Genomic DNA, 25,905 nt, shown 5'->3' with positions numbered 1-25,905 from the left:
CGGTGAGGGTCGGGCCGCTGTCTGCTGATGGCCGGTTAGGCGAGGGTGACTAGTCGCCCAGGCGCAGGCCGGTCTTGGTGTCGAACAGGTGCACGTGGCCGGACTGCGGACGGACGTAGATGGACTCGCCCTTCATCGGAGGACGGCGACCGTCGACGCGGGCAACGATGTCGTGGCTCTTGCCATCAAGGGTGGTGTGGCCGTAGACGTAAGCGTCGGCACCGAGTTCTTCAACCACGTCAACCTCAACCTGCAGGCCTTCGCCCTGGCCGACCGTTTCGAGGTCCTCGGGGCGGGTACCAACGGTGACGGTCTTGCCCGAAGCGTCATCCAGGACGTCGTGCTTGACCGGGTAGACGGTGCCACCGAACTGGACGCCGCCGTCAACAACCGGCAGTTCCAGCAGGTTCATGGCGGGGGAGCCGATGAAGCCTGCAACGAAGACGTTCTGCGGGCGGTCGTAGAGGTTACGAGGGGTGTCGACCTGCTGGAGGAGGCCGTCCTTGAGGACTGCCACGCGGTCACCCATGGTCATGGCCTCAACCTGGTCGTGCGTCACGTAAACCGTGGTGACGCCGAGGCGGCGGGTCAGGGACGCGATCTGCGTACGGGTCTGGACACGGAGCTTGGCGTCAAGGTTGGAAAGGGGCTCATCCATGAGGAAGACCTGCGGGTTACGGACGATCGCACGGCCCATGGCAACACGCTGGCGCTGACCACCGGAGAGTGCCTTCGGCTTGCGGTCCAGGTACTGCTCGAGGTCCAGGAGCTTGGCGGCTTCGCGGACACGCTCTGCGCGCTCTTCCTTGGAAACGCCGGCGATCTTGAGTGCGAAGCCCATGTTGTCCGCAACGGTCATGTGCGGGTAGAGAGCGTAGTTCTGGAAGACCATTGCGATGTCGCGGTCCTTCGGCGGAACATCCGTGACGTCGCGGTCACCGATCAGAATGCGGCCGGCGTTCACATCCTCAAGACCTGCGAGCATGCGCAGGGAGGTGGACTTACCGCAACCGGAGGGTCCAACGAGGACCAGGAATTCGCCATCGGCGATGTCGATGTTGAGCTTATCGACGGCGGGCTTATCTGTGCCCGGGTACAGACGCGTAGCGTTATCAAAAGTAACTGTAGCCACAGTTATCAATCCCTTCACCGGCAGGTACGTGCCGGACGATCCGTTGTGAATGGTTCATTTTCTTCAGTTGAAACTCCTCGGCCAAAGCCGAGGAGTTATGCGTGGCGTCGCACGATAATGTGCGTCACGTCACAAGCAAGAGTATTACAGACACTTCGACCCTCTGTCGAATTTGTTGCAAAGATCACATGTTGCGTTCGTCACACGCTAGGCGTTGGTGGTGGCTCGACGACGTTCGCGGAGCAGCGCCTCCAAGAGCTCGGCCACGTGCACGGGAGCTTCCACGCGGAACGCGGCCTGGGTGAAGTCGAGTCCTACTTTGATGCCCACGTCATCGCCCAGCAGCCGCCCGAGCGCATCCTCGTCGGTGACGTCGTCGCCAGCGAACAGGATGGCCGTAGCTCCCGTCGCTTGGCGCAGGAACTCCACTGCTTCGCCCTTGGAAGCGTGGACCACCGACGTCTCCAGCACGCGCTTCCCGGTCTTCAGGAACACGCCCGGGCGGTCCTGCAACTCGATCCGGGCGGCCTCGACGGCGTCCTCCGCCACGTCATCATCGGCAAGCCTCGTGTGCAGCACAACGCCCGCGGGCTTGTCTTCCAGAAGTGTTCCCGGAGCGACATTGACGATTCCGGCAAGGACTTCCCGGACCGAAGCCAGGCGTTCCCGCTGCTCGTCGTCCAACTCCAAGCCCAACGAGCCTTCGCCCATCCAGACTTCAGCTCCGTGGCTGCCTATCAATAACGTGTTTGCCGGTGGTGAGGCGACCAGCCGCAAACTGTCCAGTGCGCGGCCCGAGATGAGCGCCGTCGTCGTACGTGGCAGCCCGGCGAGTTCTTCCAGGGCCGCAGCTGACCGCGGGAGGGGGCGGGCGTCCTCCGCGCGATCGACGATCGGCGAGAGCGTTCCGTCGAAGTCCAGGGCCACCAGGAGGTGTTCCGTTCCCGCGATGCCTCGAATGGCGTCCAGCAATTCCGGCGACAGCGTTAGGGGCGTCTGTTCAGCTGTCATCGCGGACCACCTTTTCCTTAAGGGAGTCGAGGAACTCGGCCGACCAGTGGTCAACGTCGTGGTCAAGGATTTGCTTGCGCATCAACTTCATGCGGCGTCGGGCTTCCTTCGGGTCCAGGTTGATCGCACGGAGAATGGACGATTTGAGGCCGTCGATGTCGTGCGGATTGATCAGGAGAGCCTGCTTCAACTGATCCGCGGCGCCGGCGAATTCGCTCAACACCAAGGCGCCGTCGTCTTCGGAACGGGCTGTCACGTACTCCTTGGCCACCAGGTTCATGCCGTCCCGCAGCGCGGTCACCAGCATGACGTCGGCCGCAAGGTACAGCGCCACCATTTCCTCCACCGGATAGCTGTGGTGCAGGTAGCGCACTGCGGTGTTCTGGATGGTGTCATACGTTCCGTTGATCCGGCCCACAGTGCCTTCGATCTCCTCCCGCAGGAGCCGGTACTGCTCCACCCGCTCGCGGCTGGGGCTGGCCACCTGGATCAGCGTGGCGTCCTCCACCTTGATGTGGCCATCGGCGAGGAGTTCTTCGAAGGCCTTCAAGCGGTGCCCGATGCCCTTGGTGTAGTCCAGCCGGTCGACGCCCAAGAGGATTGTCTTGGGATTGCCCAGGTCCTTGCGGATCTGCTTGGACCGCTCGATGATGTCCGGGCGGCTGGCGAGTTCGCGGATCTGGTCCACGTCAATGGAAATGGGGAAAGCCTGGGCACGGGCGATGTGGGTGACCTGGCCGTCCGCGCCCTTCACATGGATTTGCTGCTGCTTGACGCTTGCCCCCAGGAAGCGCCGTGCCGAACGCATGAAGTTGCCGGCATCGCTGGGCCGCTGGAAGCCGAGGAGGTCCGCCCCCAGCAGGCCGTCAATGATCTCGCGGCGCCACGGGAGCTGCGCGAAGATCTCCGGCGGCGGGAAAGGAATGTGGTTGAAGAATCCGACCTTCAGGTCCGGGCGGGCCGTGCGGAGCATGCGGGGAACCAGCTGGAGTTGGTAGTCCTGGACCCACACGGTGGCACCGTCCGAGGCATGGCGGATGACGGCGTCGGCGAACTTCTTGTTGACCTGGCGGTACGAGTCCCACCAGGTTCTGTGAAACTCGGGCGGCGCAATCACGTCATGGTAGAGCGGCCAAATAGTCGCATTGGAGAAGCCTTCGTAGTACAGCTCCACTTCGTGGCTGCTCAACTGGACCGGGACGAGGTCCATGGATTCATGGCTGAACGGGCGCACCGTCTCATCCGGGGCGCCATGCCAACCCACCCACGCGCCGTCGGACTTGGTCATCATCGGTGCGAGGGCAGTGACCAGGCCGCCGGGCGAGCGGCGCCAGCCGTCGTCGGACCTGTCGACGGGCAGGCGGTTGGACACCACCATGAAGTCGAACTTGCTCGCCGTCGGCTTCCTGGTTGGCGATGCCCGGACGCCTTCCTCGGTACTGAGTTTTTCGCTTGCCAAATCCTGCATTACTGCTCCCTGGGGTTGCTGTGACTCACATCCCAGCCTACCGGCGGAATCATCGCCGCCAGTTGATCGTTCAACAACCGGGTCATTGTGCTGGCAGCAAATCCTCAGGTTTGCTCCCGTAAACTGACCCCGTTGCACTACGACGCCGAGTAACCACGAGGAACTGATGAGCCCCGCAAACGAACCGCGCCTGTCCAAGGCCGAGAAGACCGCCCAGGCCCGGGAACAAGCGCGCAAAATCCGCGAAGAACAGCTGAAGAAGGACAAGCGCAACAAGATGCTGGTCCTCTGGGGCATCGTGGTTGCGGTAGTTGCCATCCTCGTGGTCATCGCCTTGGTGGTAGTCACCAACATCCAGAACAACGCCCCCATTGCCGACAGCGGCCCGACGCCCGCCAACGGCAACGTACACGGTGGCGTAACACTTCTGGCAAACAGCGAAGTCGTGAAGTCAGCAGCTGCAACAGTGAACGTCGCCGACGTTCCGTCACCGGCGGCTTCGAAGCCCGCAACCGTGACGGCTCCCGGCGCCGAAGCCGAGGCCGGCAAGCCGGTGAAGGTAGTGGCCTACATCGACTTCATTTGCCCCGTCTGCAAGCGCTTCGAGACCACCTACGGTGAATCCCTGACCAACCTGCGCAACGAAGGCAAAATCTCCCTCGAGTACCGCCCGCTCGGTTTCCTGGACCAGCAGTCCACCACCAACTACTCCTCGCGCGCAGCGAACGCCGCGGCCTGCGTGGTGAACTCCTCGCCTGAGAAGTACGCCGATTTCTTCAACCTCCTCTTCGAACGCCAGCCCGCCGAAGGCAGCGCCGGTATCTCGGACAAGGACCTCAAGGCCATGGCCACGGAAGTGGGTGCGGCCAACATCGACTCCTGCATCGACAGCAAGCAGTTCCGGCCTTATGTGAAGGTTGCCACGCAGGAAGCTGCGGCGATTGGCATCACCGGCACCCCGACTGTCTTCATCGACGGCAAGCAGTGGGATGGTTCAACCGACCTGAACGCAGAGATCCAGACCGCGATCACCGCAAAGGGCTGATTTCCCGGTAAGTACGACGGCGGCCGGTTGCCTTCTTCCCGAAGGCAACCGGCCGCTGTTGTTTCCCCGCCCGGCCATGGGCCTTTGAATTTCGTGGTGGGGGACGGTCTGGGCTAACCTTGACTAGCGTTCTTCGCACGCCTCCTTAGCTCAGTTGGCCAGAGCACCTGTCTTGTAAACAGGGGGTCGCCGGTTCGAATCCGGCAGGGGGCTCCATCTCACCCAGCTAGCATCAAGTCATGGACTACGACGATCTGGAACTCATCCTGTTCTGGGTGCTGGCAGTGGCTCCCTCTGTGCTGTTGATCATCGCCGGAGCAGTCATCCACGCCAAACTGCCAAGACGATGGATGGCCCGGTTCTTGGTTGCCGGACTTCTTGCCTGCATCGCTTATTGCGCCTTCGGCGGCATTGTCGCAATGCGCCTTTTCCCTCCACCGTACGATGAGCATTTCGCGGGAGGACGGGGCCTGGACCTTCGGGGCACCGCGCTGATCCTCGGGGGATTCGTCGGTGCCGCCGCGGGTGCGGCGGCCACATTAGGCACGTTCGGGGTTTCAGCTTTTCTGGCACGGTGGCGGGCCGTGCGGACCTCACGATCCGAGGACGGATCACCCTTTGACGAGCATGGGCGGCCGCTTGGCTCAAGCACCCACTGAAGGGTGCTCAGGGAAGCCCACAGGCTAGACTCAACCAAACATCACAAAGATATGGGGGATCTGGGATGGGTACATTCAAGGTTGGGGACAATTTGCCCACCGAGTTGTTGGGTATCAACGACGACGCTTGCCCGGCAGAGACAGACCACTTGGGCTTCACGGCATTTTGCAACCTGGACGCAGGCCATAAAGGCACGCACCTGGCCGGCAACTCCGATCTGGTAGTGGTTGCGGCCTGGGAATAGCGTGTAACTCTTAGCACTGCATGCAGCAGCCTGGTCCTACATACTGGCCCTATGCGGGAAACGACGGTGTTGGTCGAAGGGGAGAGCGACAAGGTGGCCGTGGAGGTGCTGGCTGCACGCCTGGGGCATCATCTGGCTACCGAGCGGGTGACAGTGGTACCCATGGGTGGCGCCACCAGCATCATCCATTTCCTCGACCGCTACGGGCCCACGGGTGCAAACCACCGCTTGCTGGGTTTATGCGACGCCGGCGAGTCTCCCGGAATTGCCCGGGCACTCGGCCGGGTGGGCATCGGGCCAGGTTCCTTGGATGAGCTGGGCTTCTATGTTTGCCACGAGGACCTCGAGGACGAGCTGATCCGTGCCCTGGGGACGGAGGGCGTGCTGGATGTCATTGACCAACAGGGCGAACTTGCCTCGTTCCGGCTCCTGCAACGCCAACCCTCGTTACGGGACCGACCGGTCGCGGCGCAGCTGAGGAGGTTCTTCGGCGGACGGAGCGGCAACAAGGTGAGGTACGCCAGACTGCTGGTGGAGGCGTTGCCGGACGGTGAAGCGCCGCCTCCGCTTGGACTTCTTGTGGCGGCCTTCGCCGGCGCGGACTGAACGGCGGCACCCAAGCAGGTGCCGCCGTCGAGCCTTAAGCCAGAACGCCTACACGGCGGGCTGGTGCTGGGTGATGCAGTGGATTCCGCCGCCCCGCGCGAAAATGGGGCGGGCGTCCACCATGACCACCTCGCGGCCCGGATAGGCCTGCTCCAGGATCCGCTGGGCCTCGGAATCCGCGGGATCGTCGAAACTGCAGGCGATGACGCCGCCGTTGACCACCAGGTGGTTGATGTAGCTGTAATCCACCCACCCTTCCTCGTCGCGCAGTATCTCCGGGGCGGGCACCTCGACGATGTCCCAGGAACGTCCCTCGGCATCGTGCGTCGTGGCGAGCAGGGAAATGATGTCCGTGGTGATCTGGAAGTCCGGATGGTAGGGATTGCGCTGCGAGTGGACCAGCAACACGCCAGGCGACGGAATCGCTGCGACGATATCCACGTGGCCGCGGGTTCCCAAAGCCTCTGAATCACGGGTCAGGCCGCGCGGTAGCCAGATGACGTGCGTGGCGCCGATGGTGCGCCGCAGTTCCGCCTCGACATCGGCCTTGCTCAGCGCCGGGTTCCGGTACTTGTCCAACTGCACGGTCTCGGTGACCAAGACCGTGCCCAGTCCGTCGACCTGTATTCCGCCGCCCTCGTTCACCAAACTACTGTCCACCAGGCCCGCGCCGGCCAGCCGCACTACTTCGGCCCCGACGGCGGAATCCTTGCCCCACGTGGCCCAATCCTGCTGGCCCCACCCGTTGAAGACCCAATCCACGCCACCGAGCCGGCCGCCGTCGTCAATCACGAAAGTCGGCCCGATGTCCCGCATCCACGCGTCATCAAGCGGCGCTGCCACCAACTCGATATCAGCGGAAAGGTAGCGGCGCGCAGCTTCCATATCCGGCGGATCGACGACCATGGTGACTGGCTCGAACCGCAACACGGCGTGGGCAACCGCAGCCCACGCCGCCCGTGCCTCGTGGGTTTCCTGGTCCGTGTGCCCGATCGAGGAGCGTTCGGGCGGGAACGCCATCCAGACGCGTTCCTGTGGAGCCGTCTCGCTGGGCATGCGCCAGGTCATGGCCGTGCCGCGTTCTGCACGCCGGATTTGGCGCCGTACGGGCGTTCGACGTCCACCTCGCGCGTGAGTTCCGCATAGGTGTCAGGCCTGCGCGTGGTCAGGAAGGGGAACAGGTCCAGCCAGTCCTTGCGCTGGTCGAGGTCCAGATCGGCAATGAGCACAGCCTCCTTGTCCCGCGGTGCCTGTACCAGGACTCGGCCGTAGGGATCTGAAATGAACGAGGACCCGTAGAACGTGATGTCCCCCTCGTCGCCTGTGCGGTTGGGGACCACCATGAAGGTGCCGTTGGTGATGCCGTGGCCGGTGATCACGTGCTGCCACAGCGGCTGGTGGTCAAAGTCCGGGAACGTCGGCTCGGAACCGATGGCGGTGGGGTACACCAGGATCTCGGCGCCGGCCAGGGAATAGAGCCGCGCAACTTCGGGGAACCATTCATCCCAGCAGGTAGGAAGCCCGACGGCGGCATGGTCCAGTTCCGCTGGACGGTACACCGGGTAGGCGTCGTCGGCAGGTCCGGCCCGGAAATAGGTGTCCTCGTAATAGCCGGCGCTGATGGGGATGTGCGTCTTGCGTGTCCGCGCGAGCAGCTCACCGGAGGGGGAGACGAGGATGGCGGTGTTGAAGCCCAGCCCGTCGTCGCCGTCGGCTCGTTCGTAGAGGGAGGCGTGGACTGTGACGCCATGTTTGCTGGCCGCTGCGGCTGCGAAATCGAACGTTGGGCCCGTGAGGAGGTCCTCGGCGTCCTGCGCTGGGTTTGCTCCCGCGCGGACGTTGGCCGGGTACTTGGAGAGAGTCAGTTCCGGAAGGAAGACGGACGTGGCGCCCGCTGCGGCCGCCTTGCCGATGGCCTCGGTCAACACTGACCGGAGTGCGGCGGCGTCATTCCGCCAGCGGTGCTGGACAAGTGCCACGCGGAGGGGTTGGCGGCTGGATTCGCGGCTTCGCGCGAACGACTCGGGCGGCGTGGTGTTGCTGATGATGTCCATGGTGGATCGTCCTGACTGGACCTAGGGGTCCTTGTCTCGTGGGGTTCTTGAGGAACCCGATATGTGGTTGTGGTGCTTGTGGTTGTTCATGAGCCAAGGTCCTCTTCGGAAACCTTGCGCAGGGGAGCGGTCAGTGAGTCGATGGCGCCGGACACCAGGGAACGTGCGTGTTCCGTGGTGATGAAGCCGCTGAGCCAGCGTCCCGAGATGCCCTCCACCAGGCTGGTGAGGATTTCTGCCGTGACGGCTGCTTCCTGGTTGCTGGTGCCTGCGTGGACGGCCTGGATGGCCTCGGCGATTTCGCGGTTCCATTCGGACGTAGTGCGGGAAAGGGGCTCGGTCAGTTCCGGTTCGAAGATGGAACAGGCCCGGAGTTCGTTCCACGCCACCGAGTTCCGGCGGACGTCGGCGTCGTCCTTGATTTCGTCCAGGAGGAGGTGCCGTAAGTGCTTGCCGCTGTCCTGGGTGGCCTTCGCCGAGGGTGCGTCGTCCTTGCTGACCTGCTTGTTGATGTGCTCGAGGGTAGCGGCGAGCAGGCCGGCCCTGTCCGTGAAGTGGTAGTACAGCAGTCCGGAGGAGACGCCGGCTTCCTTCGCAACATCGTTGACCCGCAGTCCCCGCACACCGCTCCTGGCAATGCAGGTGGTGGCGGCGGTCAGGATCTTGGCTAGTTTGTCAGTCATGGTTTGACAGTAATACGTGCTCACCCCGCTCCGTTGCCGTGCCATCCTGTACAGCCGGAGCCTCCGGCCAAAGCCGCAGGGCTGCCAGGTATCCGAGCGATCCGATCACCGTGGATCCCACGAAACTCAGGTCCACGCCACCGCCCAGGTGGGAGAGGGGGCCGGTATAGAGGGAGGTGTCCGTGGCGAGCACGCCAAACACGGAACCGAGTGCCCACGGAATGACTGCCCTCAGATTCCAACCCTTGGTGAACCAATAGCGTCCTGAAGGACCGTTTGCCCTGAACAATTGGAGGTCTGCGGGACTGTACTTTCCCCGGCGGGCAACAAGGAAACCGAGCACGTTGATGGCCACCCAGGGACCGGCGAAGCCGTTGAGTACCAGCGTCATCGCTGTGATGGAGTCGACGGCGTTGTACACGAAGACGCCAAGGTAAAGAAGCCCGACGGCGGCTGCCGAGGTGATGAGCGTGGTGTGGATCCTGCGGAGCCGCGGAAAGAGGGCTTCAAGGTCGAGGCCACTCGCGTAGAGATTCAGGACCCCTTGGCCCAGGCCGCCCGCCAACGCGATGACCAGGATGGGCAGCAGGTACCAAACGGGCGAAGCATGCACCAGGTCAGCGACGTACGAGCCGCCCAGTTCTGGAATGGCGGAGGCGGTGAACGCGCCGAAGAGCGCTGTGACGAACAGGCCCAGGAAAACACCTGAGCAGGTTGCGGCGAGGACGGCGCGATCCGAGTGGGCTTTGCGGGAGATACGCCGGCTGTAATCTCCCAGAGTGGGCGCATAGGACAGCGGGCCGCCAATGGAGATCACCACGGACAGAATCCACGTGGGCCAGAAGTCGCCCAGGAGGTAGTCGCCGTGCACGGTTGTGGGGCTGAACGTGGGGGCGAAGGCCACGATCCCTGCTATGAGGAGAAGTCCGACCACCGGCGCCACGAACTTCTGCATGGCGACCACCGTGCCGTGGCCGAAGAGTGCTACCAGCACGATCTCGATGGAGATGATCGCGTAGCCGATGGCGAGCGTGGTGCTGTCCAGGGGTATGCCCAGGAGCCGTTGGGCAGCTGCCACGAGCGCGTCCCCGGAGGTCCATACGGCAATGGCTGCATAGGCCAGGGCGAAGAGGAGGGTCAGTCCGGAACCGATCAACCTTCCCCGGGTGCCGAAGTGTGCGGCGCTGGAAACGGTGTTGTTGGTGCCGGTCCGGGGGCCGAGGAGTGCCATGGGGGCGATGAGGATGGTTCCGATGAGGAGTCCGGTAAGGCTGGCTGTTGCGGCACCCAGGAAATCGAGCCCGAAGGTTATGGGGAGCCAGCCGAAGACGATGACGGAGAAAGCAAAGTTTCCGCCGAAGAAGACTGAGAAAAGGTTACGTGGGCGGGAAGTGCGTTGTTCGTCGGGAATGTACTCGATGCCGACTGATTCGATGCGGCCGAAGCTGTCCTTGGGAGAGGACTCGGCACCGACGGGATCCGCGTCTTTGCGGAAGCGCGTGCTGAACATGTCAGAGCCTTTCGTGAACTACATCACGTTGATGCGGTGTATCCACTATAGATCCTGACTGAAATTTCAGTCAAGAGTGGTCATGGGTCGCAAGTCCGGAGGGGAGTGGCGGCAATCATGAATATGTCGCACCCACTGACGCCCTGCGCCACGTTTCTCGCGGGCGCGCAAGGCGGGAGCGGGTGCGCTGGGCGGGCCTTGGTGGTGCGTGGGCGGTGGGTGCGCCCGCGAAGGCCTCACGCCGGTTCCTGGATCCGCGCGGCCTTCCGCCCACGTTGCCTCAGGGCCAGCATCGGAAACAGCAGCACTGAAAGCATCCCGGCGCCCACCAAAGCCGAAGCTATGCCGTTGGGGATGATCCCCGTATCCTGCCCGATCCCGGTCACGGCCACGATGATGGGCAATCCGGTTGCGCCGAACAGGGCAACAGCCCGTTTCTCTGCAAACGAGGAGCCCTTGGGTGCGGCGAGCATGGACGGCAGGCCGCGGATGACAAGGAGAAGCAAGAGGAGAAGGGGAACCAGGGCAAGAGTCAGCGGGCTGGCAGTCAGGGCGCCAAGATCGAAATCGATGCCGGTGTCAATGAAGAAGATCGGTACCAGGAATCCGAAGGCGATGGCGTCGACTTTGGCTTCGATGACTAGGCGGTCCTGCTCCGGCGCGCGGGCGATGACCACCTTCCAGAGGATGCCTGCCGCGAACGCACCCAGCAGCATGTCCAGTCCCAGGGTCATGCTCAGGACCACCAGTACGGTCAGGATGAACATGATGGAGCGCACGGCGAATTGACTGCTGGTGTGCAGGGTCCGGGTCACTTGGGCGTGCAGGAACCGGTGCCTTGAGCGGGATGCGAGGAAGACGGCCAAGCCGGTGAGGACCACGAAACCGAGCAGCACGCCAGTGGCCGGCCCCAGTTGCTTGCCGCTGAGGAAGAGTGAAATTGCCACCAGCGGACCAAATTCCCCGATTGCTCCGAGGGCGGTCACCGCGATGCCAACGGGCGTGCGGGACTGGCCTGCGTCCCGAAGGATCGGCAGCAGCGTGCCAAGCGCGGTTGAGCAGAGTGCGACGCCGATAATCACTGCTGCTTCCACGCTCGGTCCCAGCAGCAGGCCGGCCCCTATGCCTGCGGCCAAGGAGATCAGCCAGCCGAGTCCGGCGCGCGACGCCGGCCGGCCACGGATCAGGGCAAAGTCGATTTCGTTGCCTGCGACGAAGAACAGCATGGCCAGCCCAAAATCGGCCAGCGTGTCAGTGAATTGAACAGATTGGACCCAGCCGAGCACGCTGGGACCCAGAAGGATGCCCAGCACTATCTCGAACACCACCAGCGGAACCTTCACCACCCGGTCCAGTGAACGGACGGCCAGTGGTGCGGCGACAGCGAGCAAGGCAATGACCACCAGTGACGTTGATAAGCCTTGCATCAGCGGTACCTCCACCGCATTGAAGGAAGAGTAATCCAAAGCTACAGCCACGGCTCGCGAGGACGCCATAAAAACCCGGGCGCCTTAAAGGACTCCGTACGACGACGGGACTCACCGCTGGTGGTGAGTCCCGTCGTCGTACGTCTTGCTATGGCGTGGGGCTGCCGCCGTTCACATTCAGCGTTTCGCCAACCACGTAGCTGGATTCCGGCGAGGCAAGGAACACGTAGGCCGGCGCGAGTTCGGCCGGCTGCCCGGCCCTGCCCAGGGGAGTGTCCTTACCGAACTCCGGCAAGGCTTCCTTCGGCTGGCCGCTGCTGACCTGGAGCGGGGTCCAAATGGGACCAGGAGCTACGGCGTTCACCCGGATTCCCTTCGGTGCGAGCTGCTGGGCCAGGCCCTTCGTGAAGTTGTTGATGCTGGCCTTGGTGGTGGCGTAATCCACCAGCGTTGGCGAGGGGTTGTAGGCCTGGATGGACGTGGTGTTGATGATGGTGGAACCCTCGGGCAGGTGGGGGAGGGCTGCCTTGGTCAGCCAGAACATGGCGTAGACGTTGGTCTTGATGGTGTGGTCGAACTGCTCGTCGGTGATTTGTTCCAGTTCTTCCTGGGCCACTTGCTTGCCGGCGTTGTTGACCAAGATGTCGATCCCGCCCAGGGAATCCACTGCGGTGTCCACAACGTTGCGGCAGGCTTCGGCGTCTTTGAGGTCGCCGGGAACCTTGACGGCCTTGCGGCCTGCGGCTTCGATGATGCGGGCAATGCGGTCGGCGTCTTCTTCTTCCTGGGGCAGGTAGGAAAGGACGATGTCGGCACCCTCACGGGCGAACGCGATGGCAGTTGCTGCACCGATGCCTGAGTCTGCTCCCGTGACGATGGCCCTGCGGCCCTCCAAGCGCCCGGTTCCGCGGTACGTGTCCTCGCCAAGGTCCGCTTTCGGGGTCAGTTCCGCATCCAGGCCCGGCTCTGGCTGGTGCTGCTTGGGCGGGGAAATGTGCTCGTAGGCAGTGACCGGGTTTCGGAACGTGTACTGATCGGTCATGGTGATCCTCCTGGGGAGTAGGCGTGGAACACTGGCGGTTTCGCATGCTTATTAGTAAGTAAGCTTACTGTTTTAGCCTAGGCATGATGGTTTGGAGTCGCAAGTGAGGCGTGGTCTGGGCGGTGCCTGCAGTCGGATAAGATAGCCGCGGACAGGTGGTTGTACCGGTAGGCATCCCTCGCTTCCAGCGTCGCCTACGGAAACCTTCGGACCCTGTCTTCGCATCTTTGTTGGGGGACTCTTGAGCTCTGTACTCCGCCGTACCCGGCGCCGCGTTTCTGCTGCCATTCTTGCCGCCGGAGTTGGCGCGTCGCTCCTCTTCGCAGCTCCCGCACAGGCTTACGACGCTCCTGTCTTTGACGTGCCGGATGCCTCGCAAGAACCGTTGCCCTACATTGGCCGGGCTGCTGATGCGGCCGATGTCCTGGAACTCTGGACCAGCGGCGGGCCGGCCACGCGCAAGGCTGCAGGCGTGGCGCTGACGGGTGGCGCCGGTGCCGTGCAGGCCTTCATCGACGGAGGACAGGACGGGCCGCTGGCAACTGACCGGAAGCAACTGGTGACCGAATTGTCGCAGAGCGGCACGGAGCACGTGCGTTCGTCCGCCTCGAAGATGCTTGCCACGGGCGATCCCGCAAAGATTGACGCTTTCCTGGCCACAGGGTGGGAGCGCGCCTGGCAGGTTGACTTGCGGATAGCGGCCACCAACTTCCTCCACTACGGAGTGGCGAGCGTGCAGAAGGCTGCCTCCACCAGCCTGGATACGTCCGAGGACGCTGTGGAGGAATTCGTGCTCAACGGCTGGAAGAAGGTCGCGGCCACCAACGACCGCGTGGAAGTCACTTGGTTGACGGATTCCTCTTCGCCCAGCGTCACCCTCGGAGCGCAGGCGGCCCTCGATACCTATGAGCCGGCTGCGCTGGCGGATTTCCTGCGCTACGGCCAGCATGTGGCCGCCGGCCGCGATGCTGAGGCAGCCTCAGTCACGAAGGTTCTGGAGCAGGTCAAGGCCGACGTTGCAGGCAACCCAACTGGAACCGCAGCTGTGGCTGACAGGGCGGAAGCCGCCGTCGGGCAGGCCAAAACCATCGCTGCCGCAGCGAGGACCGAAGACCAGACGAGGCTGGGAGCGGACAGGACAGTTCTCGTCTCCCAGGCTGGGGAGAGGGCGGCACTGGAAGGCGTTGTCCTCGCCCGGCAAAAACCGGCGCGTGAGGCGTTTGCCAATGCTGCGAAAGAGCTCCCTGGGCTGTTGAAGGCGCTGGCCGGAGCGGACCTGGACCAGAACATCGCCAAGGCCCGTCAAGCGACGTTGTACGTCTCCCTGGTTGAAACTCCGACGGTACAGAAGGCGGCCACGGATGCCTTGGTGGGCGGTGACCAAGCCGTCAAGGCGTTCATTGCTGCCGGGCTGGATGACGCCAGGGCGGCCGGCGGCTCGGAGTTCGAGTCCGACCGCCAGCGCATCTACCACGCCATCGGCACCGGGGGTCCCACCGTCCAAAAGGCTGCGAAGGTGGCGCTGGAAACGGGCAGCCACCCGGATGTCCGCTACTTCCTGGAGTACGGATGGGCTCAAGCTGCGGAGCTGGACAACTCCATTTTCGCGTACAAGAGCATCGCGAACGGTGGCCCGGAAGAGCGCACTGCCGCGGATGTTGCCTTGAGCGGCAGCCGGGAAGATCAGCAGGTCTTCGCAACTGCGGGACAATCCACCGCCGCCAATCGTGATGCGGCTACTGCCGCGCACATTGGGCGCATCGACTCCATGGTTGCGGAGCTGACGGCCCTCGCCAACAAGGCAAGGCTCGACGCCGGTGCCGCGGCTGAAGCGGCGAAGGCAGCAGAAGCCGCCCGGGCCGCGGAAGCGGCGCGCCAGTCGGCCGGCACGTCTGCGAATGCGCCGTTCTTCGACGCGTCGCGTGGATCCGCCCCGATCGTCATGCCGTGGCCCCAGCTGGGTTCCTCCGCAGTTCCGCTCGGCGAGCCGGGTGCACAGCCGCCGGTGGATGACTCGGCGAACCCCCTGCCCACCATCACCGTCCCGTCACCGCAGGCAGCCTCGGAAGAATCGGCGCTTGCCGGAGTTCCCTCTGCAGAGCAAGCCGCGCAGTCCGCCAGCTCTACTGCTTTGGGTGGATGGACCATGGGACTGATCGTCGGTTTGGTCCTCGCCGCAGCGGCAGCCATCACTGCGCTGCTTCGCAGGAAGGCGCCGGCCGCCAAAGTTCCGGCAAAGAAGGCGTAGCCCCGCTGTTCGGACAAGCCCAATTCCCGATCGTGAGCATGGTGGGGATAGGGTGGATTCTCGGCTGAAGCAAGCGGCCACAGTCACAACTGTGCGGAGCTGCTTCAATGCCGGACTACTCATATCTGATCGACGCCGCCGCCTCGGCGTTCAGCCTTCCCGAACTCCGGGACGGACAACTCGATGCCATGGGCGCGCTCACCGACGGTCGTGATGTCCTGGCCGTCATGCCCACCGGCTACGGCAAGTCAGCCACGTACCAAGTGGCGGCGTGGTACCTCCACCAACGCAAGGGCAAGAACAAGACCGCACGTCCCGCCGTCGTGGTTTCTCCCCTCATTGCGCTGCAAGAGGACCAGCGGGAAGGGCTGATTGAGCAGCTGGGTGATGGTGCTGCAGTGGCCATCAATTCGTCCCGTAGTGACTCTGACGTCGAGGCCGCGTGGGACGCAGTTGAATCCGGGCGGGCGGTTTTCCTCTTCCTGGCCCCCGAACAACTGGCCAAGCCGGGCACCGTGGACAGGCTTGGCAAGCTGGACCTCTCGGTGTTCGTGGTGGATGAAGCCCATTGCGTATCGTCCTGGGGCCATGATTTCCGGCCCGATTACCTGGAACTCGGCAGCGTCCGGGAGCGGCTGGGGAACCCTCCCGTGGCAGCACTTACAGCCACGGCATCGCCACCGGTTCGGGACGAGATCCTGCATCGGCTCAACATGCGGGACCCCTTGGTCCTGGTACGAGGCTTCGACCGGCCGAACATCAGCCTGGACGTCGTCCGTCACCAGGACGACAAAGCCAAGCGGTCGGCTCTCCTGGAGCAGGTTGCCAGGCTGGCGGGGGCGGGTGAGAAGGGACTGCTCTATGCGGCCAGGCGCAAGGACACTGAGAAGTACGCCGCAAAGTTGGCGGAGGCCGGCGTGAGTGCCGAGGCCTACCACGCTGGCCGCTCAGCTGCCGACCGCGAACGCATCCACGAGCAATTCCTGGCGGATGAACTGGATGTTGTCGTCGCAACGACGGCCTTCGGAATGGGCATCGACAAGCCCAAAGTGCGGTTTGTGGTGCACGCGGACATTCCCGAATCGCTGGACGCCTACTACCAGGAGATTGGCCGCAGCGGCCGGGACGGTGGGCCAGCGAAAGCCGTGCTGCACTATCGTGCCGAGGATCTTGGGCTGCGGAAGTTCTTCGGCACCCATGCGCCGGATGAGGAAGCACTGCTGGCCGTTCTGAAGGTGGTGAAGCACGCCGGCGAGGCTGCGCCTAAGACGGCCATCGCCGAGTTAACCGGTTTGAAGGCGCGCCGTGTCACGGCGCTGGTGAACCAGCTGGAGGAATCCAAGGCAGTGCGGGTGGGGAGGCGCGGTGTCAGGCTTGTTTCGAAGGCCAAGCTTCCCGCATTGGTGAATCACGCTGTTGAGCTCGCTGAGGCAAGGCAGCGCGTCGACGAATCCCGCCTCACCATGATGCGCGGGTATGCGGAGACCGATGGGTGCCGCAGGCAGTTCCTCCTGGGGTACTTCGGCGAGGAACTCCCGGAACCGTGTGGGAATTGCGATGCTTGCTCGGAGGCGGCCCGGCGCGCCGAAGCGCCGCTCGCCGATTCAGGAGCGCACGACGGCGGTGGGTCACCTTCTGATGGTCCCTTCCCGTTGCAGTCCCCGGTGGTCCACAAGGAGTGGGGTCCAGGGCTTGTCATGCGGTATGAGGATGACGTCATCACCGTGCTGTTCGAACGCGAGGGTTATAAGACCCTTTCCCGCTCGGCTGTTGTGGAGAATGAACTCCTGAAACCGGCCTAGGTATTCAATTCGAGCATCAATGCAGGGAGTTGGTCGGCGAGTTCGCGTGCGAGGTATCCGAGAGGACCAAGCTTGCTTGCCAAGCGGTCCGCGGCAGCTGCATGAAGGTGGGTTCCCCAGCAGGCTGCCTGGGCATGGCTGGTTCCCCGCGCGCGAAGGCCGGCAATTGCTCCGGCCAGCACATCGCCGCTGCCGGAGGTACCCAGGCCGCCATATCCCGTGGTGATCTTCCATAGTTCGGAGTCGTCCTGTTTGACGCCTGGGGGAGCTGCAATGAAACCCTGGCAGCTGACCACCGCGTCGAACCTCCGCGCCACGTCGGCTACGTCCTCCTGCAGGTCTTTGGTGTCGCGGCCAAGCAGGATTCCTGCCTCCGTGGGATTGGGAGTGAGGATCAGCCTGCCGCGCCACGGATCCAGTCGGTCCTCGAGCTTGGTTACCGAGGCCAGCGCGTAAGCGTCCAGTACGACGGCGGGGCCGCTGCCGGTGCGCTCCGCACCGGCTGATTCCTCCCGGGCAAGGAGGGCGGCCAGCAGTTGCTCCGTCAGCCCTAGGTTGTCCAGGCCGGGCCCGACCAGGATGGCATCCGATCGGTCCAGGTACGAGGAAATTCGGTCAAGTCCTCCGCCTGTCATGGAGCCCTCGCCATTTTCCGGCAGACCCACCGCCCCGCACTCCGGCAAAGCAACCCCCAGCTGGACGGCCACAGATTCGGGAACCGCCAAGGTCAATTTGCCGGCACCGGCCCGTAGGGCAGCGATCCCCGCGAGCAAAGCAGCCCCCGGCGTCGAGCGCGAACCACCTATCACCAGCACCGCGCCACGCGAATACTTGTCTTCGCCTGGCGCCGGCAGCGGCCAGTCACGCAGCAGTGACGGTGTGACGGGTATGGGAGTTTCACTGTGGATGGACACTGGCATCCCCGGCATGCTCGGTTACGGTGACTCCCTGCTCCGTGAGGTGGTCCGCCACGTTGAAGCTCTCCAAGGTCCACGGGCCGGCGCCTGAAGGCCGGACATACCTTGTGATGGAGGCGTTCAGCACCGAGGTGGTTGACGCCAGGTCCAGGATCTCCTCCTCGGACATCCCTTCCAACACGTAGCGAACCAGCAGGATCACGGCGTCGTGGCACACCAGCATGACGCGGCGTCCACTGTTCAGGGTGTTGAGTTCGGCGAGCACGGAACGCAGCCTCAGCGCTACATCAGCCCACGACTCGCCCCCTGGCGGCCGGTAGTACAGCTTCCCCAACCACAGCCTGCGCTCCGCTTCCTCGGGGAACCGCGCCTGGACGCCACGGCTTGTTAGCCGGTCCAGGATGCCCAATTCGCGATCCCGAAGCCGCTCGTCAGTGAGGACGCTTGCTTGCCAGCCCGCCGCCTCGCAAGCTATGCCCGCGGTTTGCCTGGCCCTTGCATAGGGTGAGGACACCACTGCGTCCGGCCGGGAATCTTCCGGTATTTTTGCCAACGCCGTCCCGAGTGCCTTTGCCTGCTCCTGCCCGGTGCCCGAGAGGTTCACATCCGCGTCGCGAGCGGGGACATCGATGACCTCCCGGCCGGCTTCGCGGGCCTCGGTGGCAGCCACGTTGCCCTCGCTCTCGCCGTGCCTGATCAGCAGCAGCTCCACGGCACCCGCTTCCTGCACCGCATCTGTCAGTCCGTCGTCGTTCATCCGGCACCACCCCGTCTGTTTGCTTGGCCGAAAGCAGAAACCTATTCGCCCAGTACCCACTGGTGCTGGAGTCAAACGCCCGACGGCGACCTGCCGCCGTCGGGCGTCAAGGCCTGTTGCCGCCGCGCGTGGTGAAGTAAGTTGCTGGAATGGACGACACATACCAAGTCATTGTGGTTGGTGGCGGATTTGCTGGCGTTGCAGCAGCCAAGGAGCTGGGGCGCAAGGGCGTAAGGGTCCTGCTGATCGACTCAAACAACTACCATCAGTTCCAGCCTTTGCTTTACCAAGTGGCCACCTCGCAGATCGGCGTCTCGGCCATTGCGCGTCCGTTGCGCTCCGTGTTCCGTCGCTACAAGAGCGTCAAGGTCCTGACAGCCAAAGTCGCGTCCGTAGATACCGCCGGGAAAACCGTGACCATCGAGGACGGCCGGACCTTCGAAGCCCGGATCCTGGTTCTCGCCGTTGGCGCTGTTCCCAATTTCTTCAACACCCCCGGAGCCGAGCAGTACGCCTACCCGCTCTACTCCGTCACCGACGCCACGAAACTAGGCACAGGGCTCACCCGCCTCCTGGACAAGGCCGACCGTGGCTCCGAGGGCATGGTGGACGTGGTGGTTGTGGGCGGAGGGCCCACCGGCGTGGAAACAGCCGGGGCGATGGCCGAGAACGTCAAGTACGTGGTCCGCAAGTATTTCTCGCCCGAACTGGCAGCCCGCTGCCGGGTGCACCTCGTGGACATGGTTCCGGTGGTCCTGAACGCATTCTCGAAGAAATCACAGGACTACGCAGCCGACCATCTTGGGAAGGTGGGCGTTCAACTGCACATGGGTGTCGGTGTGACGGAGGTCCGGGCAGATGGCGTCTCGCTGGCCGACGGCACCTTCATTCCCGCTCAGATCGTGGTGTGGGCCGGCGGTTTGAAGGCCGGCGATCTCATCTCCGGCTCGGGGCTGGCGCAAGGGAGGGGCGGCCGGATTGACGTCCGTCCGGACCTGACTGCACCGGACGTTGACGGGGTGTATGTGCTCGGCGACGCCGCCAACATCACCGACGCTGCCGGGAACAAGCTGCCCCAACTGGGTTCGGTGGCCCAACAAGCGGGCAAGTGGGCAGCAGGAAACGTGCTTGAGGACCTGAACGGTGGCACCCGCAAGCCTTTCCATTACGTAGACAAGGGCTACATGGCAATGGTGGGACGCGGCGCAGCGGTGGCCGAGCTTGGCCGTAAGCGTCTCCAGTTGCAGGGCACCTTCGCCTTCCTGTCCTGGTTGCTGGTGCACCTGGCGCTGTTGTCCGGCCTGCAGCAGAAGGCCCGAGCACTGTTCTCCTGGCTCAACGGGTATGTCCTTCACAGTCCCGCGCAGGTGGTGGTCAGTGGGCCGGTGGACAAGGAACCTGATGCTTCTGGTCCGTCCGGGGCCTCTGGTCCGGAAGGGTCGGGGTCCACCGGGTAATAGGCTGGGGGGAGAACCCCTAGCGAGGAGCACCATGTCACTGAAGGATCGTCTCAAAGCAGACGTCGTTGAACACATGAAAGCCGGCAACAAGACCGCGCTGACCACTGTCCGCAATGTGCTGGGCGAGATCACCACGCGTGAGAAGTCCGGTAAGACCCCAGTGGACCTGGACGATACGCAGGTGACGGCACTGCTTCAGAAGGAAGCCGCCAAGCGCCGCGACACGGCCAAAATCTACACCGAAGCCGGAGAGAATGACCGTGCTGCTGCCGAAGTCGCCGAGGCCGAGATCATCGAGGCCTACCTTCCCAAGCCGCTCACGCGCGACGAAGTCGAGGCGATTGTTGACGGGGAGATCGCGGCACTGAAAGCGGACGGACAGGAACTTTCCATGCGGTCCCTCGGGGCTGTGATGAAGCCCGTGACAGCCAAGGTCGCGGGTCGTTTCGACGGCAAGACCGTCAGCGAAATCGTGCGTTCCCGGCTGTCCTAATTACGTGCGCGGGGCTGCTTCGCGTCAACCGGCGCCAAGCAGTCCCCGCAGCGTGTCAGCATTCCGCACGGCGTTCCCACCGCCGTCGTTATTGAAGTACGCGAACACATCCCTGCCGGTGCCGGCCCACTCACGGATCCGGTCTGCCCACCAGCGCATGTCGTCATCCGAATAGGAGCCGCCATAGAGGTGCTGATGGTCCGGTAAGTGCAGGCGGATGTACACGAACGGCGCCGTGGCCTTCAGGATGCACGGCAGGTTTGCGCCGCTCATGATGCAGTAGGCGGCCTGATGGCGCTCCAGGATCGCATAAACGTCAGGATGGTCCCAGGACTCATGCCTGAATTCCACGGACACCCGGATCCAGTGGGGAACGGCTGTGAGGAAGTAGTCGAGCCGGGCGTCGTCGCGGGCGAAGTCCGGCGGGAGCTGGGCGAGCAGGACCGCCCGTTTGTCACCCAACTCGTGCCAGCACCGTGCGATCCGTTCCAGCCAGACCTCCGGAGCGTAGAGCTTCTTGCCGTGGGTGAGACCCCGGGGTGCCTTCACGGACATGGCGAAGCCGGGTGGAAGCCGGTCGCGCCAACCTGCAAACGTGGTGTCCCTTGGCCAACGGTAGAAGCTGGCGTTCAGCTCGACTGTGCTGAACCGCTCCACATAGGCTTGCAGCCGCTTGGCTGTGGGCAGCCCCGGCGGGTAGAGCACGTTGGTCCAATGGTCGTAGCTCCAGCCGGAAGTGCCGATGTGGATGGCCATGGTTTGGATGGTAGTGGCTCTTCGTGGTTTATCCACAGCTCGGCTCTGCCCGTTTGGTTCTGTTTCTCGTAACTCTGGGCATTTCAGCGTTGACGAAGAGTGGCGGCATGGATCCACTCTTCCCACTCTTGACGCAAGTGCTTGGTCCGCTGGTGGCCATTTTCTCCCCTGGTGCTTCAGGCAGCACGCTCCGAAAGTCGTGGCAGTGGCTCAACCTGGGGGTTCCGCAGTAGTGAGTAAAAACTCCATTGCGGCCGTGGGCCAGGTGGGTGAAGTGCTCGCGGAGCTCTTCCCCATGCTGCGGCCTCAGTGGTCTGCCGCGTGGTTGGAGTTCAGGGAGATCGGTACCCACCGGGAAGGCCTCTTCGTTTTTGAGGTGGACGGTGGGCGCTACACCAACGACGTTCCCGCGCAGTTGATGGACCAGCTATCGGAAGTCCGGCAATTGACGTGTGGTCCCGGCGGCAGCACGTGGTTCGAATGCAAAGCCGAGCTCAACCCGGCGAAACCGGGTCACTACGAAACGGATTTTATTTACCGGGAACCCGCGTGGGTGAAGCAGCCCGAAGCCGGGGACTACTTGGCGGAAGCCGAACGCATGGAGCTTCCCGTGTGGTTCCTGCACAAGATGGCCACGGCCAGCTAGATGCGACCCCATACTCGGCTCGCGCAAACTTGCACTCCCTGCTGCACCCAGGTGGCCGCGTGTTGCTTACTTGAGCGGGGCTTCACCCCTCAGGACCGGGTGCCGAAGAGTTTCTTGCCGATCCGTGACACGATGCCGGGTTCCAGGGACGGGTCGATGATTGTTGGTTCGACGGAGAAGTCGGTGCCGCGGTCAGTGACGGGGCGTCGCCGGTTTTTCCAATCCACGGATTTGAATTCCGGGTTGTAGATCGGGGGAGTCACGCCTTCTTTCCGGAAAATGTCCCACATCCAGGCCGGTATGTTGTCGACGGTGCGAGGGTAGGTGAGGAGTTGTTGGGCCCACGTGGACGCGTCCGCTGGCTCCGCTCCCGGATGCCAGCTTCCATCACTCATTCGTCTGAGGTGCTCGTCGTCTGAGACATGGAGAATGCCTGGCTTATGCGGAAAAATACGAACTTCCGCTGTAGTCCAGGTACCGAGGCCCGGCTCATAGGCTGTTTTCCGATACTCGTCCAGCTGTCGGTGACGGTCGAAAAGTGAGCCATTGTGACGGTTGAAAACTGAGCCATTCGTTCCAAACGATTGGGTGGGTGATCACTGTGGAGGATTGGGCGCTTATTCGGCGGTTGCATCTTGCCGAGGGTGAGTCGATGAGGTCGATAGCAGCGCGGCTGGGTATCTCAAGAAACACGGTTGCGAAGGCTGTCGGTGCCGAGGGGCCGCCGGTGTATGTGCGCGCGCCGCAGGATTCTGGGATCAAAGCCGTCGAGCCGGCTATCCGGGCGTTGCTGAAAGAGAATCCGCGGATGCCGGCCACGGTAGTGGCTGAGCGGGTGGGGTGGACCGGTTCTCCGGCTTGGTTCAGGGAAAACGTGGCCCGGATCCGGCCGGAGTACGCACCGCCGGATCCCGCGGATCGGATCAGTTACGAACCGGGCGAGCAGGCCCAGTGCGATCTGTGGTTCCCGGAGGTGCGGATCCCGGTCGGGTCCGGGAAGCCGCGGATCCTGCCGGTGTTGGTGATGGTGTCCTCGCATTCGCGGTTCATCATGGCGCGGATGATTCCGTCGCGCATGACCGGGGATCTGCTCGCTGGCATGTGGGAGCTCCTTGGTGGTTTGGGCGCTGTTCCGCGGCGGCTGGTCTGGGATAACGAAACCGGCATCGGTCGCCGGAACAGTTTCGCGGCCGGGGTGTCAGCTTTCGCCGGGGTCCTCGCGACGAAGATCGTGCAGGTCAAGCCCTACGACCCGGAGTCCAAGGGTGTGGTGGAACGGGCCAACGGGTTTTTCGAAACCTCCTTCCTGCCTGGGCGGTCCTTCGCATCCCCTGAGGATTTCAACACCCAGCTCGGCCAGTGGCTGCCCAGAGCCAACGCCCGGCTGGTCCGACGGACCGGGGCCCGGCCCACGGACCTGCTTCCCCTGGACAAGGCGGGGATGTTGGCCCTGCCTCCGGTTCCGCCCGTGACAGGGTTCGCTGCGAGGATCAGGCTTCCACGGGATTACTACGTCCGGGTGGGATCGAATGACTACTCCGTCCACCCGCAGGCCATCGGCAGGTTCGTCGAGATCACCGCAGACCTGGACACGGTCCGCATCAGCCTGGACGGCAGAAGCGTCGGCGATCATGCCCGGTCTTGGGGCACGGGCTTGACGATCACCGACCCGGACCACGTCGAGGCTGCCCGGACCCTGCGGAAAGCCTTCCAAAACCCCGCCCCCGCTGCGGACGCTGCAGGGCTGCGGGACTTGGCTGACTATGATCGCGCGTTCGGGATCGTCATTGATGACGGGCAGGTCGCATAATGTCCGGGACCAAGGAAACCGTCGGCCAGATCGAGTATTACTCCCGGGCCATGAAAGCACCTCGGATCAGGGAAGCGGCCACCCGTCTCGCCGAGCAGGCACGAGAGGCCGGCTGGACCCATGAGGAATACCTCGCCGCGGTCCTTTCCCGGGAAGTCGCCGCCCGCGAAGCCTCCGGAGCCGAAGCCCGTACCAGGGCCGCGGGGTTCCCGGCCCGTAAATCGTTGGAGGACTTCAGCTTCGACCACCAGCCAGGCCTCAAACGGGACACGATCGCCCACCTGGCGACTGGGGCGTTCCTGACCGAGGCATCCAACATCGTCCTGCTCGGCCCGCCCGGCACCGGGAAAACCCACCTCGCGACCGGGCTCGGACTGCGCGCCGCGCAACTGGGTCACCGGGTCTTGTTCGCTACCGCTATCGACTGGGTCGCCCGGCTCCAAACCGCGCACCAGAACGGGCGGTTGCCGCAGGAGTTGGTCAGGCTGCGTCGCTACGGGCTGATCATCGTGGACGAGGTAGGCTACATCCCGTTCGAGCAAGACGCCGCGAACCTGTTCTTCCAGCTCGTTTCCTCACGCTACGAACACGCTTCCCTGATCCTGACCTCGAACCTGCCCTTCGCCCGATGGGGTGATGTGTTCGGAGACCAAGTCGTGGCCTCAGCAATGATCGACAGGATCGTTCACCACGCCGAAGTCATCACGCTCAAAGGCTCCAGCTACCGGCTCAAACACACACAAACGGACTCGCTGCCCTCGACAAGACCGGAAAATACGGCAGAATAACCACGTCAACGTGGATCAGTTTTCAACCCACGAAATGGCTCACTTTTCGACCAGCGCTGACACCAGCCATTCATCGTAGGCCTCATAGGTGAATTCCGCGTCCGGCTCGGTCATACCCCGCGTTCGAGTTTGGCCGTTTACGACCGCATACCTAAATCCGATAGTGTTCGAGCCCCGATGTATCAGCACGTAGTAGAGCTCGTCGACGCCATGAGCAAAACCTGACTCACCGAATGCTTGGTCACGCAGCCTCTCAAGGCCCGCGTTGACGTAGGAATTCTCTTGCAGTCCTGAATCCGTCACTTCTGCAGTTACCCAGCTTTCTGAAGATTATTTTTTCTATGCGTCGGGTCTCGCCTTCAGGAGCGGCTGCCGAAGAGCTTCTTGCCGATCCGTGACAAGACACCGGGCTCCAGGGAGGGATCAATGACTGTTGGTTCGACGGAGAAGTCCGTGCCGCGTTCTATTACAGGGCGTCGCCGGTTTTTCCAATCCACGGATTTGAATTCCGGGTTGTAGATCGGGGGAGTCACGCCCTCTGCGCGGAAGATGTCCCACATCCACGAAGGGATGTTGTCCACAGTTCGGGGGTAGGCGAGGAGTTGCTGTGCCCAGGTCTGCGCTCCGGAAGGGTGGGCACCTGGGTACCAATTTCCATTTGGCATTCGGTCTAGAACTTCCTCGTCGAAAAAATTGACGTAGCTCTGCCCTTTGGCCAATACGTGTACCTGTGCTGTCGTCCATGTACCGTGCCCGGGTACGTAGGCTGCGTTTCGGCATTCGTCGAGCCACGGGTCCATGGAACTCTCCGAATATTCGGCGTTCTGTTCACGCCTGATCCGTGTTTGGCCCGCCTTCATGTGGCCTCGTCGATATGTAGACGCTGGCCGCTTGATGACGATGTCGACCACCTCGTCAATCCCTGAAGCGAAGCCGGATGGTCCGAACGCCTCTTGATGAAGCGCCCTCAGGCCTTCGATGATAATGGGCCGTGATTCGAGATCGTAAGTCGTCAAGTTTGTAGGCCTTCCCTCCTGGCCAGGTTGTTGAAGACAACCTGGCCAGCCTTCATCACCAAACGCTTACCGGAGGCGAACATCGCTTGGTCGACCTGCGCTTTTCCAGGTGATAGGTCGATAGTCCATTGAAGGACGACTAGGTCGCCGGCGCGCAAGTCCGACTTCACTCTATCAATGACATCCATCTCGGCTTTGTGGGAGTTGTTGCTCTCATCGACTTTTGTGGGTGTGCCCTTGCCGCGGTTTTGCGCTTGTGTTTGGTGAACAGCCCGGCTTTCTCGCCGATGACCTCGGGAGCGACGTTGCAGACGTTTCACGCCCGCGTAT

At 63.2% G+C, this 25,905-nt stretch carries 28 protein-coding genes and 1 tRNA gene; 13 read left to right on the top strand and 16 right to left on the bottom strand.

The window, feature by feature from the left end:
* Positions 1-49 precede the first annotated feature (49 nt).
* The 3 genes from ACH488_RS07690 to ACH488_RS07680 form a co-directional block, all read right to left on the bottom strand.
* Positions 50-1,132, bottom strand: a complete 1,083-nt coding sequence (locus ACH488_RS07690; RefSeq protein WP_397323287.1) for an ABC transporter ATP-binding protein — start codon at positions 1,130-1,132, stop codon at positions 50-52.
* Positions 1,133-1,339: 207 nt separating this feature from the next.
* Complete coding sequence (gene otsB / locus ACH488_RS07685; protein WP_397323286.1) at positions 1,340-2,143, bottom strand: trehalose-phosphatase; 804 nt, start codon at positions 2,141-2,143, stop codon at positions 1,340-1,342.
* Positions 2,133-3,611, bottom strand: coding sequence for a trehalose-6-phosphate synthase (locus ACH488_RS07680; RefSeq protein ID WP_397323285.1), 1,479 nt, complete (start codon positions 3,609-3,611; stop codon positions 2,133-2,135). The genes otsB and ACH488_RS07680 overlap by 11 nt, the downstream gene beginning before the upstream one ends.
* A 166-nt stretch (positions 3,612-3,777) precedes the next feature.
* Between ACH488_RS07680 and ACH488_RS07675 the strand changes: the two genes are divergently transcribed.
* The 5 genes from ACH488_RS07675 (at position 3,778) to ACH488_RS07655 (ending at position 6,166) form a co-directional block, all read left to right on the top strand.
* Positions 3,778-4,656, top strand: coding sequence for a DsbA family protein (locus tag ACH488_RS07675; RefSeq protein ID WP_397323284.1), 879 nt, complete (start codon positions 3,778-3,780; stop codon positions 4,654-4,656).
* A 139-nt stretch (positions 4,657-4,795) separates the two neighbouring features.
* A tRNA-Thr gene (locus ACH488_RS07670) sits at positions 4,796-4,872 on the top strand.
* A 23-nt stretch (positions 4,873-4,895) separates the two neighbouring features.
* On the top strand, positions 4,896-5,315 hold the full coding sequence (locus ACH488_RS07665; RefSeq protein ID WP_397323283.1) for a hypothetical protein: 420 nt from the start codon (positions 4,896-4,898) through the stop codon (positions 5,313-5,315).
* 65 nt (positions 5,316-5,380) lie between these two features.
* Entirely contained in the window at positions 5,381-5,560 is a 180-nt protein-coding gene (locus ACH488_RS07660) for a hypothetical protein (protein WP_397323282.1), read from the top strand.
* Positions 5,561-5,611: 51 nt separating this feature from the next.
* Entirely contained in the window at positions 5,612-6,166 is a 555-nt protein-coding gene (locus ACH488_RS07655; RefSeq protein ID WP_397323281.1) for a TOPRIM nucleotidyl transferase/hydrolase domain-containing protein, read from the top strand.
* A 48-nt stretch (positions 6,167-6,214) separates the two neighbouring features.
* On the opposite strand, the gene ACH488_RS07650 is transcribed toward ACH488_RS07655, so the two are convergent.
* From ACH488_RS07650 to ACH488_RS07625, 6 genes are all read right to left on the bottom strand, one after another.
* Entirely contained in the window at positions 6,215-7,222 is a 1,008-nt protein-coding gene (locus ACH488_RS07650; protein ID WP_397323280.1) for an agmatine/peptidylarginine deiminase, read from the bottom strand.
* A gap of 8 nt (positions 7,223-7,230) precedes the next feature.
* Positions 7,231-8,220 (bottom strand): nitrilase-related carbon-nitrogen hydrolase, encoded by a 990-nt coding sequence (locus tag ACH488_RS07645; protein ID WP_397323278.1) that lies wholly within the window; start codon positions 8,218-8,220, stop codon positions 7,231-7,233.
* Between the two features lie 86 nt (positions 8,221-8,306).
* A complete protein-coding gene (locus ACH488_RS07640) occupies positions 8,307-8,903 on the bottom strand; it encodes a TetR/AcrR family transcriptional regulator (RefSeq protein ID WP_397323276.1) in 597 nt (198 codons plus the stop codon).
* Positions 8,896-10,413: a purine-cytosine permease family protein gene (locus ACH488_RS07635; RefSeq protein WP_397323275.1), complete on the bottom strand. Its 1,518-nt coding sequence runs from the start codon at positions 10,411-10,413 to the stop codon at positions 8,896-8,898. The genes ACH488_RS07640 and ACH488_RS07635 overlap by 8 nt, the downstream gene beginning before the upstream one ends.
* Before the next feature lie 236 nt (positions 10,414-10,649).
* Positions 10,650-11,909 (bottom strand): cation:proton antiporter, encoded by a 1,260-nt coding sequence (locus ACH488_RS07630; protein ID WP_397323273.1) that lies wholly within the window; start codon positions 11,907-11,909, stop codon positions 10,650-10,652.
* A 79-nt stretch (positions 11,910-11,988) separates the two neighbouring features.
* Entirely contained in the window at positions 11,989-12,882 is an 894-nt protein-coding gene (locus ACH488_RS07625; RefSeq protein WP_397323272.1) for a glucose 1-dehydrogenase, read from the bottom strand.
* Positions 12,883-13,123: 241 nt separating this feature from the next.
* Between ACH488_RS07625 and ACH488_RS07620 the strand changes: the two genes are divergently transcribed.
* Complete coding sequence (locus ACH488_RS07620) at positions 13,124-15,130, top strand: ALF repeat-containing protein (RefSeq protein WP_397323270.1); 2,007 nt, start codon at positions 13,124-13,126, stop codon at positions 15,128-15,130.
* Positions 15,131-15,237: 107 nt separating this feature from the next.
* Positions 15,238-16,932, top strand: a complete 1,695-nt coding sequence (locus tag ACH488_RS07615; RefSeq protein WP_397323269.1) for a RecQ family ATP-dependent DNA helicase — start codon at positions 15,238-15,240, stop codon at positions 16,930-16,932.
* Here ACH488_RS07615 and ACH488_RS07610 read toward each other — a convergent pair.
* Positions 16,929-17,852 carry an NAD(P)H-hydrate dehydratase gene (locus ACH488_RS07610; RefSeq protein ID WP_397323268.1) on the bottom strand — a complete coding sequence of 308 codons (924 nt, stop codon included), beginning with the start codon at positions 17,850-17,852 and terminating at the stop codon, positions 16,929-16,931. The two genes, ACH488_RS07615 and ACH488_RS07610, sit on opposite strands and share 4 nt — an antisense overlap.
* Positions 17,830-18,606, bottom strand: coding sequence for a histidine phosphatase family protein (locus tag ACH488_RS07605; RefSeq protein WP_397323267.1), 777 nt, complete (start codon positions 18,604-18,606; stop codon positions 17,830-17,832). Before ACH488_RS07605 ends, ACH488_RS07610 begins: the two co-directional genes overlap by 23 nt.
* 149 nt (positions 18,607-18,755) lie before the next feature.
* Here ACH488_RS07605 and ACH488_RS07600 point away from each other — a divergent pair, with 149 nt between their 5' ends.
* On the top strand, positions 18,756-20,063 hold the full coding sequence (locus tag ACH488_RS07600) for an NAD(P)/FAD-dependent oxidoreductase (protein ID WP_397323266.1): 1,308 nt from the start codon (positions 18,756-18,758) through the stop codon (positions 20,061-20,063).
* 34 nt (positions 20,064-20,097) lie between these two features.
* Complete coding sequence (locus ACH488_RS07595; RefSeq protein ID WP_397323265.1) at positions 20,098-20,559, top strand: GatB/YqeY domain-containing protein; 462 nt, start codon at positions 20,098-20,100, stop codon at positions 20,557-20,559.
* Positions 20,560-20,583: 24 nt separating this feature from the next.
* Here ACH488_RS07595 and ACH488_RS07590 read toward each other — a convergent pair whose 3' ends face one another.
* Positions 20,584-21,315: a DUF72 domain-containing protein gene (locus ACH488_RS07590; RefSeq protein ID WP_397323264.1), complete on the bottom strand. Its 732-nt coding sequence runs from the start codon at positions 21,313-21,315 to the stop codon at positions 20,584-20,586.
* A 107-nt stretch (positions 21,316-21,422) separates the two neighbouring features.
* Here ACH488_RS07590 and ACH488_RS07585 point away from each other — a divergent pair, with 107 nt between their 5' ends.
* Positions 21,423-21,548 carry a hypothetical protein gene (locus ACH488_RS07585; protein WP_397323263.1) on the top strand — a complete coding sequence of 42 codons (126 nt, stop codon included), beginning with the start codon at positions 21,423-21,425 and terminating at the stop codon, positions 21,546-21,548.
* On the top strand, positions 21,548-21,961 hold the full coding sequence (locus ACH488_RS07580) for a hypothetical protein (protein WP_397323262.1): 414 nt from the start codon (positions 21,548-21,550) through the stop codon (positions 21,959-21,961). Before ACH488_RS07585 ends, ACH488_RS07580 begins: the two co-directional genes overlap by 1 nt.
* 89 nt (positions 21,962-22,050) lie before the next feature.
* Here ACH488_RS07580 and ACH488_RS07575 read toward each other — a convergent pair whose 3' ends face one another.
* Positions 22,051-22,356 carry a hypothetical protein gene (locus ACH488_RS07575; RefSeq protein WP_397323261.1) on the bottom strand — a complete coding sequence of 102 codons (306 nt, stop codon included), beginning with the start codon at positions 22,354-22,356 and terminating at the stop codon, positions 22,051-22,053.
* A 197-nt stretch (positions 22,357-22,553) separates the two neighbouring features.
* Between ACH488_RS07575 and istA the strand changes: the two genes are divergently transcribed.
* Entirely contained in the window at positions 22,554-23,771 is a 1,218-nt protein-coding gene (istA, locus tag ACH488_RS07570) for an IS21 family transposase (protein ID WP_397323259.1), read from the top strand.
* On the top strand, positions 23,771-24,559 hold the full coding sequence (gene istB / locus ACH488_RS07565; protein ID WP_397323258.1) for an IS21-like element helper ATPase IstB: 789 nt from the start codon (positions 23,771-23,773) through the stop codon (positions 24,557-24,559). Before istA ends, istB begins: the two co-directional genes overlap by 1 nt.
* Positions 24,560-24,598: 39 nt before the next feature.
* Here istB and ACH488_RS07560 read toward each other — a convergent pair whose 3' ends face one another.
* From ACH488_RS07560 to ACH488_RS07550, 3 genes are all read right to left on the bottom strand, one after another.
* Positions 24,599-24,862, bottom strand: coding sequence for a hypothetical protein (locus ACH488_RS07560; RefSeq protein WP_397323256.1), 264 nt, complete (start codon positions 24,860-24,862; stop codon positions 24,599-24,601).
* Positions 24,863-24,918: 56 nt separating this feature from the next.
* Positions 24,919-25,224, bottom strand: coding sequence for a hypothetical protein (locus ACH488_RS07555; protein WP_397323254.1), 306 nt, complete (start codon positions 25,222-25,224; stop codon positions 24,919-24,921).
* 347 nt (positions 25,225-25,571) lie between these two features.
* Positions 25,572-25,895: a hypothetical protein gene (locus ACH488_RS07550; protein WP_397323253.1), complete on the bottom strand. Its 324-nt coding sequence runs from the start codon at positions 25,893-25,895 to the stop codon at positions 25,572-25,574.
* Positions 25,896-25,905 lie beyond the last annotated feature (10 nt).

Source organism: Paenarthrobacter sp. NPDC018779 (assembly GCF_044391085.1).
Classification (GTDB): Bacteria; Actinomycetota; Actinomycetes; order Actinomycetales; family Micrococcaceae; genus Arthrobacter.
The sequence above is the reverse complement of the archived record's forward strand: the minus strand, read 5'-3'. Positions and strand labels throughout refer to the sequence as shown.